Here is a 13288-nt window from a genome sequence, read left to right on the forward strand (position 1 = left end):
CCTTCTCGGATTTATATATAGATTGTTAATCTTTATTCGGGCACGAGCGTGACGCTCGCACCAGCAAGGGGGGGAATCAGTTATGTAATATAAAAGCCACCAAATTAGGTGGCTTTATCATTTTTCAGAATTTAATTAGAATAATTGAATTTAAAAGGTTCATGGGAATTGTTCTCTATAACAATTAGATTTTTATTTTCAAAATTATCTAATATTTTCTTCATGTTATCTATTAAAAATTCTATTGAATTTTCAGACAAACCAATACTATTAATTATAAGGTTTTTCTCTCCATCAACTAAGATTTTAAGTAGAATAACATGTAATTTCCCTAAAAGATCATCAATTCTAATGTTTGTATTTGTTAAATGAAAGAAATAATCAATCAGAGAATTTCTTTCATTGATTTCTATTTTTTCAAAGAAAGGTATTATTTTAATAGAATATAAATAATCAAAGTTTATAAAAATGTATTCTTCTTTATTTTTTAAATTCTGTAATTCTTGAAAGTTTATTTTTGATAGTTTACTGTTCATTATTTTGTGGGTAATTTATAGATTTTAATTCCATAGTTACTCGGGTTTGCACGATGAAAATTACCTTTCGTAATAATTTCTTCTACATATTTAAAATTACCCGTTTTCAGTCCATATTGTAGAGCTGCATTCATTCTATGATTACCATCTGTCAAGATATATTTTCCTTCATAAATGTAACCTGCTCCACCTGTCGATTTATAAGTTCCACCTACCATTTGCTCATAATAATTAGCCACAATACTTGGATTAATTGATTTTTGAGCGCTTTTGATTCCATTAGCTTCTGCAGATGCTGAAATTTCTAAAGCAAGTGATGAAGCTTTTCCTCCTGAGGAAAACAATGATTTAAGGGACTTGAGAGCTTCCCAAGCTCCTTTAGGGTTTTTAAGTAAACTATAGAGTCCCTCTGCTCCTGCAATTGCCCCTGCAGTGCCTTCTCCTCCTTTCTCTATCCCGTATATTGTAGCAATATTACTTGCTTCTTTAGCATCACTTTCAGAAATTACCCCTTGATTTCTCGCCTCATTTACACCTTCCGCATAATCTTCATTATATCCCCCAAGTGGACCTGCAGAAGTAAATGTAGGAACTTTTTTACCTTTCTCATCAAGTATTACTAAATCTGTAGATTTTTTGATATTTTTATAAGTTCCATCTTTCTGCTTTTGATACCAATCTGTATTTTGCCTTCCATCAGGGTCAACAAACATTATAGAGTTGTTATATGCGTAGGCATATGTAGACCAACGTCTGGAAGTTTCTGCTAGCGGATCCACAACACCCCATCTTCCGATATCCGGCATATACATCCTCGCTCCATAGTCATACATACCCGTCTCTTGCAGTTCCTTACAATTGTACTTGTAATTCTTATAAGCACTTGGACTAAAAAAGGAGAATCCCGTTTTTAAATGATTCATCCCAAATGGATAATAATCATTGGCATCTGTAATCTCAAGAGCGCCTGTGCTGTTTCTTGTGAAACTTATCCTTACATTTCCTAAATGATCTTTGTACTGGTAAATATACTGATCTTTTCCATAATCATAAAATCCTTCTGTGGTTGGGAAAAACTGAAGCTCAGGATTCTTTGCTCCTAAACCGGGAACAACATTTAAAGTCTCAGCAGAATATGCCTCCATTTCCAAAGCCCTACTCGTTTCCAGATTAGCAGCAAACATTTCCGTGCTTCCTCCATTATTTCCGGATCCCGTTACATTTATATATTGAAATCCATCAAGATAATCAGTAGTTTCCGTAGAAGAAGTAGTGCTTGTTATTCCAACAAGTGTTTTTACGACTTGTTTTCTTAGCTTTGTCCCATCTGATCCGTACTTGGTCGTAATATCAGTATATGCCTGACTTGAACCAACAGATATTGCATTGGGCAGATTTAAATAATTATACACTATTCCATTGATTTGTTTATCTGCCATATTGATCATATTACCATTAACATCATATCCTATAGGAAGTCCTGATGTTCCTTCATAACCAGTCTTGTTACCACTGTTATCTTTTATAGTAGTGGCCCGGTTTCCTGCATAAGTATATTCTAAATCATCAATTTTTGTGGCAATTGTCCCTTGCAAAACTGAGGTTCTATAAAGATTGGTGATATTTCCATTCAAATCATACGATAAAGATTCTATATTTTCTTTGCTGTTGGGGTTATTTGGGTTTTGATAATATCCTGCTGTTAGCCTGTTTAGCTTATCATAAACATATCCGTACCTCTTAGGAGTAAGAGAAGGATTGGCTCCGATTGTTTCCACTGCCCTCCAATCTACTTCTGCAATATTCCCATTGTATTTTGCCTCAACATTTTTTCCGGAGAATAAGATTGGGTCCGGATTTGTAATTCCTTCTTTCTGATTGTATTTGATTCTATAAGCAAAAAGCTTCCCGCCTAAATCAGCCACAGACATCTGGTTTTTATTGATATCTGTCAGCCAACCCCTGATATTGTAATTGTAATCAATACTTTGGAGATTGTTTCCTACTTTTTTATTGCTTAACTGTGAAAGTTCATTATAGGTATTGTCCGTTAATAATTCTTCGGGGTTGCTATCTACCTGATGATAATGTTGTTTTAGCCTGTTTCCATTATCATAAACAAAACGCTCATTGATGCTAACACTTGCTTCACCCGGTTTTCTCATATGAGTTGTGATCGCTTTCTGTGGAGTACCTGCAAAGTCTAGTAAAGTTTCCGTTTTGGTATATCCTCCCAGATGATTAACGGTATAAGTTCCTACCACTCTTCCTTTGCTGTCATAATAGGTATAATTACTGGTCCAGTTGTCATCTTCTATATTTTTAACCAGCCTCATCACAGGAAGACTTTTGGTACTCACTGCATTTGATGTGGAGCTATCTGTTATAACAGGAACTCCAAAAATACTGGTTGGAAATGTTGGATTGAAACTGTATACAGGATAGGTATCGTAATAATTGATGCTTAAAAGGGTGGTAATGGTATTAGGATAACTTGAAGCATTATTACTGTAATAAGCTCCCCGACCTCCCACAATAAATCCTACGGAAGCAGTTCTCGCTACATTGTTACTTCCCACAGCATCAGCCTTTGCTTGCTCAGTTTCTCTACCCGGAGGTCCATAAACTTGAGCTGATGTATATATTCCTGTGTAAGCAACTCTTCCAAACTGGTCATACTTGGTAAAAAGCCACTGTTTATTAGCTCCCATTACAGCATCCTGGGTCATGATCAGTCGATCCTGCTTATCATACACCATATATTCCCATGCTTTACCAGGAAGCTTTTTTAAAGCAAGTCTGTTTCTTCCATCATACCGGTAAATATAACATAGGTCACTCACCGTAGTATTTACATTAGCAACGACAGAGGCTTTAGGAGGAATGACAAAAGCTAACTGATCAAATTCGTTGTAAACATAATAAGTATCTGCATTGTCCGTAGCATTAATGACTTTTCTTACCAGAATAGTCTGACCTTTTCCATTCTTAAACTCTATGGTCTTATTGCCATCTTCATCAGTTACAGTATTTTTATAAAGTTGATTTGCAGCATAAGTAGCCGTGGAGGAAGTCATTGTAGAGGATGTAGTTCCATTTACCCAATTAGTTACAGTTACATACTTTTTAACTTCCGAGGCTACATTGGTTCCATATTCAAACCTTACAGGCTTATCACTCCACGCTGTTCCTACTTGTTTTTGTTCAAGAAGTCTATCCAAAGGAGAGTTTTCCAATGTCTTTTCAGCATAGATCTTCTCTTGTCCGTAAGGAGTATTTATTACATTGGCTAAAGGATTTGAAACAATACCTCCGTTTAAGGTCTGACCTTGGGGAATAGGTAAATAATCTTTTACCTGTCTTCCGAAGCCATCATATTCAATAGGGATGACTACATCTTTTCCTGTTGGAGATGCTTTTATATTTATAACCTGCTTAGGTCTTCCCAGTCCATCAAAATACTGAACCGTTTCTGAGGTTTTGGTTTGTTGATTATTGGTATCATAATCAAGAATGGTCTTTGAATATACATAGTTTTCCGTTGGAGAAAGCTGGGCATGTGCTAAACTAACTGCAAGTACAGCACTTACAGATATTATTTGCTTTATCTTTTTCATCGTATTTTAGTTTTTATCATATTCAAAACTGAAAGAAATTGCTTTACCAGCAACAGCCATTCCACCATCGCCAGGCCCACCGTTGGTAATGCCTGGTGTAAGGACAATATTTCCGTTGGAGTTTATTGAAATTTTCCAATTTGTTTTAGTAGCAAACTCAATAACATTTTCTATTAATTTATTTGATGTTGGTCGACAGGAAGATGGAATGTTTGCTATATTGTTGCTCACATACCAGAAATTGTTATTTGGTGCCATCATAGTTAAATTTACATTGTAGTGTCCAGAGCTAGGTTGGGTAACAAAGGAGCCAACTCCTAATGTAATTCCGTTTAATGAAGTTATATCGCAACCATTATATACACAAGGACTGTTATTAGCCTCATTTTGCCCATTGGTATTAATATCGTTCTGTGCTTTTTGATCAGCATCTGCCTGACTAATGTCAGAAGAATATTTTTTAGCGGGTACAATGTAGGTGTAAGTATTTGATACAGCATCAGGAGAACAATTTTTAGTAAATACTTTGCTTTTTTCAGCATTGTAAAAACATGGTATGGCATTAGCCTGATTTTGTCCATTGGCATTGATGTCATTTTGTGCTTTTTGATCAGCATCTGCCTGACTAATGTCAGAAGAGTATTTTTTAGCGGGTACTACATATGTATAGCTTGCTGTCCCTCCCGGAGGACAATTTTTAGTAAAAGTTTGACTTTTTTCTATATTAAAAAATAGACAAATAGCATTGGCATTGGCTGTATTCTGTCCGTTAGTACTAATATCATTTAATGCTTTTTGATTGGCATCCCAGACCGAAATTTCAGACATATAAGTATTAGCGGGAACTACGTAGGTATAGATATCAGCTGAGGTTCCTATTGTACAATTATTTCTTGTAAAGCCTTGTTTTTGTTCAGTATTGTAATAATATAAGTCATATGTAACTAAGAAATTGACTACTGAAGAAGGTGTATCTGCAATAGTTTCACTGAGATACTTTAAGATGATATCTCCGTTAGATTTAATAGAGACTAGCCAAATTCTATTTCTACTAATAATCTGAATAGATCGTTCTAAAGAGGGTACACAACCTCCTGTAATTTTCCCAACAGTTATCCCTTGGGATAGAAGATTCTTCATGATCAGATCATCAGCTATAAATATAAAATCAAAAGTTAACTGTACTGTTGCTGGATTAATTTTAGAAACGCCTATGGATAAATTCGGAATAGCATCTGCAGAATTAAAAATACAAGTAGCAGGCACACAATTTCCATTTAGATTGGCTTGCAATTGACCATTGTTATTTAAATCAGCTATTGCTTTCAGATTAGCATCATTCTTACTTATGGTAGAACTATATTTTTTCTCGGGAACAATGTATAAATATCGCTCTCCAACTAGGCCTGCCGGACAATTTTTTTTTCATATAATAGTTGGATATTTCATCATTATAAAAAAGTCCACTGACCGGTTGTTTAAATTTGTATTTATACTCTTTTAACAATTCATTATCTTTTGAAACAATTTTTTCGAGTTGATTAGTACTTGTGTTATATTTATATATTTCACGTATTCCATTGGAAGGAGTGATACTACTAACACCTATTAATGGATTATAGGTATATGTGGTGATCTGATAGTTTGCCAGATACTGATTTTTTCTAAAAATATCCAGAGCACCAATCAATGTTTGCTCTGTAGAATCATCTACATCTGCCATAGATTTATTTTGCAAATCAGTAATTATAGTGGACATACCAGACAAACCTAATAATGAATTATAGTCTATACCTTCTATTTTAGCGAGAGGCAAAGTTTGCCCATATCCCCATATAATACTCACATTAACTCCAGATTTCGTATGATATTGCAATAAGTTACCTTTAGTGTCATATTGGTCATAGATAATTTCATTATCTGTCGTTTCAGAAGTGCTATCAATGGTATTAAGCAAAACAGATTGAATCTGTTTTGGCAAAAGTTTGGTATACCCATTCCAATTATTGGAATAGCTTAATTTTGTTTTGGATATGGCAATGTTATTTTTATACCTCGTCGTTTCCAAAGGAATACTTAATAAATTATTCTGAATGAGATCAGTAGAACCTGAAATATCATTAGCATATTTATAAATAGTTTTCAATTTCGTTTGGTCTGTAGAAGTCGTTTCTTCCGATGTAAGATTATTTGTCAAATTCGTATCATAGAAATAATCGGTTTTTGTACTTATTGTATTTCCATTAAGATAATCTGTTGTTGTCGTAGAGGTAAGACGTTGTTGATTAAGGTTGATTTTATAATAACGATCATACACTAAATGTTCAAAAGAACCCCATGTTACAAATTGATCTTTATTTTGGAACTTTAGCAAACTATATTGATTCTCAACCGTTTTTATAGGAGTTCCTTGTTCTCCCATATAACTGGTTTTAAGTAGTTTTCCTCTATAGTAACCATAGTCCTGATATAGTAGTGTTAAATTTTTATAACTATCAGCAACTCTCTGAGGATCAATAAATTCTCTTTTAAGCTGTTTGTCGGGTATGCTATCGGGAATGCTTTCTAAGTTTGAGAAATAGTACTTCTTATAAAGTTTATTATTAACCCATTCATTCACCTGCGAATAATTCACCGGATTATTAGTATAAGTATTAGGATTAATACTAGTGATTGATTCAGTAGGTGTTACGCGATGATAATCGGGATTAAGAAAAAGATAAAGTTGGGGGTAATCCAAGTAAACATAGGAAAAAAAAGAATTATTTATTCCACTACTTTTCGGAGAAATGGAACCATTATCAGAATCTTTGTCATAGGTAAAATCACGGGTATTTTGATTTTCTCCATCGAAATCAAGTATTTTTTTTTATCCTTGCACCTCCTGCATTTCCCGTTTGGTTTCTAAGGTATTGTAAGAAATTAGAATTTATGTCCCTCCAAATGGTTTTTGAATAGATATGGGGTTCATAATAGAATGAAGAATATCCCCCAGTAGGATATTCAATTTTCTTTAATAGTCCGACATCACATAATTCAGAATTCGGATTTCTTTGATCTCCAACAATATCAGATGTCCCTAGTGAATTATTATATACATAATTAGGAATAAGTTGGTTGTTTTCCGGTTTGCCATTCCAATAGCCCCAAAAATCAATACCAAAAGTGTTATGCTCCGGAAGGTTAGAAGTTTTATAATAATCAAACGAATATTTTTTATCGCTGTCCACTACAGAGGATAGAAAGAAATAATCCTTTACTCTGTTATAGCTAAGGCTTATGCTTTTTATTTCTTTATTTTGGTTGTTATTTACAGATACGCTACTTAATCTCAAAGATTTGTATCCGTATGCATACGGGGTACCATGATTATCAACATAGGAAGTATAAGCAGGAAACTCTGTATAGTTAAAGATTATGGTTGCAACATTATCAACAGTTATTTTTTGAGGAAATACCTTTTTAACCAAATTCATACTCATTGCTCCATTAAAATTGTTTTGTGGACCATTGTAATAATTAGAAGGACTTAAATCTGGCCTTATTTCACGTTTGCCAGATGTATAAAAATTTAAGTCAAAAAAACTCTGCTTTAATCCTGTAGAAGAAGTACTGTTATAGTCTTGGGGAGGAAAATAATTACCATGACAAAAATTGGTCCATTCGGGACCGTACTTTTTGTTTTCAATAATAACATTCCGTCCATTCATATATTCAATCTTGGTTAGGTACCAAGACATTATTTTCATATTGTAAGCAGGCGTTTGGAGAGGCGTTTCCCCTAAAATTCCAAGATCATATGATATTTCCAGATTATCGGAATCACCTCCAAAATAATACTTGTTTCCTTTTCCGTCTGTAATGATAATCTCAGAAGAAGCTGGCTTACATCCTGCATTGGGGTCATTTTGAGTAGAAATTCCTGTAATATCTATTTTTAAGTTAGGATCATTAGATACTGCTACAGGTTTGAGGTCAATACCTATATAGAAGTAACCGGAGATTCCCATAAAATTAAAATTAAATTTATCGGGTTCTAATTCATAAAAATAACCTATCTGTTGTGTGGGACTCAAATAGGGGAAATAATCTTGCAATGAACCATTACTTAATTTAGCACGAGGATATTGTACATCGAAAATCTTCTGGTTTGTCAACCCCAATCCTGCAGCAGCTCTTGCACCTACCAGATAACCTCCTCCATCAAAAAGACCATTTGTATTTTCATAATGCTTTACATCATCTGGTAGATTTTTTATAGTACGGGTAATAGCACCTCCATAACTTAGAAACCAATCCTGTCCCACATAATTGGATTGTTTAGCAGGTATAAATCCTGAGGAATTGTAGGCTAAACTAATATTGAAATTTTCTCCGGTTCCTGGCACTTCAGTAGAGTAAACCGGGACGCTTACATCAATACCTCCGGAATAGAGATTTACTGGGATATTTCCAAATCTTTCCATTTCATAGCTCTGCGGAGATTTAATATCAACAGGTTTAGCTCGATATTCTGACGTTTGACCTTGAACGCTAAAAATTATGAAAAATATGTGTAATAGTAATATCTTTTTCAAATCTATATTATTAATGTTTATATAAGATGTTGTTATAACAGGATCTTTTAAGTGTATTTTTAATCTCTCCATTATTTATTTCTTAATCAATTTAGCATTAGCCGTTTTATTCATGTCTGTTTTAATTACCACCAAATAAGCTCCCTGTATCAATGGCTGTGTATTAATCTTAGTCACCTTATTCTTGGTTTTCAAACTTTGAAGCTGTCTTCCGCCCATATCATACAAAGTAATATCCGCTTCCCTGAAATCAAATCCTATTTCTACATAAGCATAATCAGACACCGGGTTCGGATAGATCTTGATGTCCTGTTTTTCAATTAACTGATCCAGTTGCTTGTCTCCCAGCTTCACAATCTTCCAGTTCTCCTTCCCTAATTCCTCTGCACTGGTTCCTGCTAAAATGATGGAACCATCCCTGTTCAGCTTAATATCTGATAATCTCTCCTCTCTCTTTCTGGATTCTCCCTTTACATGCTTTCTCCACTGTTCATTTCCATTAGGATCCAGATACAGCATCCAGAATGTTTCATCATCTGTTTCTATTCTTCCTTCTGCCTGAGTATATCCTCCCAACAATATTCCTTTGGTAACCTCTTGATTCCTGGCTCTTGATTCCTGGCTCTGTATCACACTCATTCCCATCAAAACATCCCTGTTTTTGAAATTGTAGGATTTTTGCCACTGTTCATCTCCTCTTTCATTTAAAGAAACCAACCATAAATCTGTTCCTTCTTCTATTCCTACTGTTTTGTTTCCGGATCTTTCACTTCTGGATTCTCCTCCGATGATATAACCGTTTGAGGTTAAAGCCAGTGTTCTTAGATGATCATCTCCTTTTCCTCCTAAGTTCTTCTCCCATTCTACCTTTCCCTCTTTATTTAGCTTTACGATCCAGTAATCTCCTTCACCAAAGTTTTCAGTGGTTTTTGCATAGCGGGATACGGAACCTGAGGTTCCTGTGGCTGAGTTTTGATTTCCGGAATCGGAAACACGAAACTCGGAACTCCTTGAATAGATTCCCAGAAGTGCCCCTCCGTCTCTTGTGGGAATCATCTTCTCCACTTCGTCTAATCCTCTTCCTCCTAAAATAAGTTGTGAAAGTTCTTTTCCGTTTTTATCGAGTCTGATCACCAGGATATCTTTTGAACCATAGCCTTTGGATGCATTCTGAACATTTCCTGCCACTACAAATCCTAAATCTGTAGTCTGGATAACCGATCTGGCTTCTTCATCAGCACTTGTTCCTAAAGTCTTCTGCCACAATTCATCTCCAAATTCATTAATTCTAATGAGCCAGATATCTGATCCTCCTTTGGAGTCATCTTTTTTATCTGATCCCTTTCCGGAATATGAGGTTCCTGAAATTAGAAAGCCTCCTTCCTGGGTAGCTACGGTAGATGACAAATAATCATGATTGTTTCCTGAGAAATATTTTTCCCAAACCTGGTCTCCCTGTTGGTTGAGTTTCACCAAATGAAAGTCGTAGCCATTGTTTTGCTGGGTAGCATCTTTCTTTTGACTTCCCGCCTGTATGGCACTTCCCGTAATTAAATACTGCTGGTCAATTGTTGTGGTTACCTGGCTTAGGAAATCCTGGGTGGAAGATTTGATATCTTTTTGCCAAACCACTTCCTGGGCCGATAGCCCGGAAATAATGCACATAGAAAGTACATTGAAGTAGAGTTTTTTCATCCCTTATGTTATATATTTTTAAGTTTAATTATGTCTGATTTAAAACCGTGCAAATTTAACATTTTTTATGACTTGCTAATTTCACTTTAAAAAGATTTAATATGAATTACATCATGTTTGATTATTCATTTACAAAATGTTACGATTACTATATTACAAAGGTATTGCAGTATAACGACAGAAATTGACGCATTAAATTTTGAAATGTAAATAATCAAGAAAATACTCAAAATGATATTTTCAGAAGCTTAACATAGCCTTCTTGGTCCTAATTTGTACCCACCATTTTCTTTTCTCTCCTTCTTTCAAGGATAAGGTGTGCGGCATCCAGCATTTTAACCGTATGAATGTAGGGCATCACGATATTCCTTTCCGGTAGATTGTCATAGACGCCCATTGAGAAATAGACGATCCCGGACATAAAATAATCAAATTCTTTGGGGCTATATTCCCTGAATGCTGTTTTGAAAACCAGCAGCGGATTCCGGTATTCCTTCTCCGAAAGCAGGCCAAGAACCCACGGGGAAATCTTTTCCGGCCGGGTATCAACCGTCCATTTCCTTTCCTTCAGCATGATGAGATAGCCAGCCCGGATCAGTGACCTCATCGAATGGTAAAACTCAAAGATCACCGCCGGATCTTCATGGATCCAGCTATTCCTCTTTACCGCATAATTCATCAAGTTGCTGAGCCTTTCTTTAGAAACATCCAGCTCATTGAACTGAAAGAAGGTTTCCATTAGCTGTAAGCCGGAGGGATTCTTATCTGTCCGAAACCGGGGATCGAAATGTGTTTTTATCTTTTTCATTGTTTGTATTTTTTTATAAATGTAATGAAAGAAATTCAATTACGTTCGATCGACCGTGATTTTTTATTATTAAATTATTTCATTTGTTTCTATGACAGATATAAACGAAAAAAATTTGCTCATACATTACAAAAAACTGGTTAATACCTTGGCTCCAAGAAGGCAAGTCACAAACTTCTTTTGCCAAAAATCATGGTGTAGAAGAAAGTACCATTAGAAAAATAAAAAGTAAAGAAGCCTACAGAGTGCCTGTTGAAACTCTCTTCAGGATATGTGAAGCAAGAAAGCTTAGTTTATCTGATTTCTTTAAACTTATAAATGAATGAATCCTGACGAAAGTTGGGATTTTTTTGATTAAATTTTCGAAATCTTTAAGAAATTACGTGAAAATACTGATAGAAAATTTTAAGGAGATTTTTATTTTTGATATTTATGGAAAACCGTAAGAAAGTAACGAAAGGGCTAAGTATATTTATATAATAATTTAATATAAAAGAAAACTTACAAAGCAACAAGCTCCTATACCTCTCTATCAAATTACAATCCATTGGAAGTAAAGAAGAGATCAGATATAATATATACCATGAACATAAAAAAACTTTTTATTAAAAACTTTAGAATACTTTCTGATTTTCAAATTGACTTAGAAGATGAAATTTCGTTGGTTATAGGAAAAAACAACTCAGGGAAAACTTCTATTCTTACAGTTCTTGATAAGTTTTTAAATCAGAGTGATAAAAATAGCTTTTCAATTGAAGACTTTAATTTGTCTTTTAAAAAACAATTACAAATTCTTATTGAAGATCCTACAGAGCTTTCTGAAGAAGAGTATCTGAAATGCTACAATGGTATTTCATTAAGAATATTGGTATTGTATAATAATACTGATAGTTTCATCAATATTCAAAAATTAATGTTAGATCTTGATCCCGAAAATAACCATATTGTATTAGGATTTGATTATTATTTAAGTTATAAAAATTATTTAGGAATCAGGAAAGATTTAGCACAATATAGACATCGTGAAAATGTTAAAAAAGTTGAGGCAGAAGCCTGTGAGCCACCTAAAAAATATAATGTAAAAGGATTTTCGGAATTTTTCAAATTACATTATCAAAAATATTTTGAAACTAGGAAAAAATCAATTTTCTATGACAAGACTTCACAAAAAATAATTGAGGATAACTATATATTAATTGAAGACTTGAAAATATCTGATTTCATTAGTTTTAAATACATTTCAGCTAGAAGAGATGTTACTAACAAAGAAACAGATAAGACATTATCATTACAAACTTCAAAGATATACGAAAGAAAAGAAAATGATGAAAATGAAGCTAAGAAAATAGATGATTTTTATGATACTATAATTAATACTGATGAAGAATTATCAAAAATTTACAAAGTTTTTTTTTGAAGACATAATTGAAAAAATAAAAAGTCTAGGTGGAATACGTGAAAATGAATCAGTATTAAGCGTACTTTCCACATTACAGTCTAGAGAACTTTTAAAAGGTAATACAACTGTTTACTATAAACATGAACTGTCGGATTTACCAGAGCACTATAATGGTTTGGGATACCTAAATCTTATAAGCATGATCTTTGAAATTGAAATAAAAAAATATGAGTTTCAAAGGTCTTTATTAGAAGCTCCCGCAGATATTAATTTATTGTTTATAGAAGAACCAGAAGCACATACTCACCCACAAATGCAATATGTTTTTATAAAAAATATTAGAACAATCGTGGGATATAAAATATCAAAAACAATTAAAAATGTCGATAATACAGAATTTGAGATTTGCCGTAGTTTACAGACAATAATTTCTACACATTCTTCTCATATTGTTGCAGATAGTGATTTTGATGAAATTAAATATTTAAAAAAGACAGATACTATAACTTCTAAAAATTTAAAGGATTTAAAAAATCTATATGATGAAACGGGAAAGCAATATCAATTTCTTAAACAATATCTTACTATAAGTAGGGCAGAAATTTTTTTTTGCTGACAAGGCTATTTTAATAGAGGGAGATACGGAGCGTATACTT

Annotated in this window: 10 protein-coding genes and 1 pseudogene; 3 read left to right on the forward strand and 8 right to left on the reverse strand. The window is 33.8% G+C overall.

The features are described 5' to 3' along the window. Window positions 1–131 precede the first annotated feature (131 nt). The 8 genes and pseudogenes from ACJ5H0_RS06030 to ACJ5H0_RS06065 all read right to left on the reverse strand — a co-directional run bounded on the left by ACJ5H0_RS06030 (window position 132) and on the right by ACJ5H0_RS06065 (window position 11233). A complete protein-coding gene (locus ACJ5H0_RS06030; RefSeq protein ID WP_411248134.1) occupies window positions 132–536 on the reverse strand; it encodes a hypothetical protein in 405 nt (134 codons plus the stop codon). After that, complete coding sequence (locus tag ACJ5H0_RS06035; RefSeq protein ID WP_411248136.1) at window positions 536–4153, reverse strand: DUF6443 domain-containing protein; 3618 nt, start codon at window positions 4151–4153, stop codon at window positions 536–538. Before ACJ5H0_RS06035 ends, ACJ5H0_RS06030 begins: the two co-directional genes overlap by 1 nt. Before the next feature lie 6 nt (window positions 4154–4159). After that, a complete protein-coding gene (locus ACJ5H0_RS06040; protein ID WP_411248138.1) occupies window positions 4160–5446 on the reverse strand; it encodes a DUF5977 domain-containing protein in 1287 nt (428 codons plus the stop codon). A 30-nt stretch (window positions 5447–5476) separates the two neighbouring features. Beyond that, window positions 5477–5533: pseudogene (locus tag ACJ5H0_RS06045) on the reverse strand (hypothetical protein); the annotation flags it as partial. Further along, on the reverse strand, window positions 5511–6788 hold the full coding sequence (locus tag ACJ5H0_RS06050; protein ID WP_411248140.1) for a hypothetical protein: 1278 nt from the start codon (window positions 6786–6788) through the stop codon (window positions 5511–5513). The gene ACJ5H0_RS06050 and the pseudogene ACJ5H0_RS06045, both read right to left, overlap by 23 nt. 220 nt (window positions 6789–7008) lie before the next feature. Beyond that, on the reverse strand, window positions 7009–8619 hold the full coding sequence (locus ACJ5H0_RS06055; protein ID WP_411248141.1) for a hypothetical protein: 1611 nt from the start codon (window positions 8617–8619) through the stop codon (window positions 7009–7011). Between the two features lie 186 nt (window positions 8620–8805). Continuing rightward, complete coding sequence (locus ACJ5H0_RS06060) at window positions 8806–10425, reverse strand: T9SS type A sorting domain-containing protein (RefSeq protein WP_411248143.1); 1620 nt, start codon at window positions 10423–10425, stop codon at window positions 8806–8808. Between the two features lie 268 nt (window positions 10426–10693). Beyond that, window positions 10694–11233, reverse strand: coding sequence for a hypothetical protein (locus ACJ5H0_RS06065; protein WP_411248146.1), 540 nt, complete (start codon window positions 11231–11233; stop codon window positions 10694–10696). A 221-nt stretch (window positions 11234–11454) separates the two neighbouring features. Between ACJ5H0_RS06065 and ACJ5H0_RS06070 the strand changes: the two genes are divergently transcribed. The 3 genes from ACJ5H0_RS06070 to ACJ5H0_RS06080 all read left to right on the forward strand — a co-directional run bounded on the left by ACJ5H0_RS06070 (window position 11455) and on the right by ACJ5H0_RS06080 (window position 13248). After that, window positions 11455–11559 carry a hypothetical protein gene (locus ACJ5H0_RS06070; RefSeq protein ID WP_411249479.1) on the forward strand — a complete coding sequence of 35 codons (105 nt, stop codon included), beginning with the start codon at window positions 11455–11457 and terminating at the stop codon, window positions 11557–11559. A gap of 257 nt (window positions 11560–11816) precedes the next feature. Then, window positions 11817–12650: an AAA family ATPase gene (locus ACJ5H0_RS06075; protein ID WP_411248148.1), complete on the forward strand. Its 834-nt coding sequence runs from the start codon at window positions 11817–11819 to the stop codon at window positions 12648–12650. Beyond that, on the forward strand, window positions 12613–13248 hold the full coding sequence (locus ACJ5H0_RS06080; protein ID WP_411248150.1) for an ATP-dependent nuclease: 636 nt from the start codon (window positions 12613–12615) through the stop codon (window positions 13246–13248). Before ACJ5H0_RS06075 ends, ACJ5H0_RS06080 begins: the two co-directional genes overlap by 38 nt. Window positions 13249–13288: the final 40 nt, after the last annotated feature.

Origin of the sequence: Chryseobacterium proteolyticum (assembly GCF_046591535.1) — a bacterium.
In the GTDB taxonomy this organism is placed as follows: Bacteria; Bacteroidota; Bacteroidia; order Flavobacteriales; family Weeksellaceae; genus Chryseobacterium; species Chryseobacterium proteolyticum.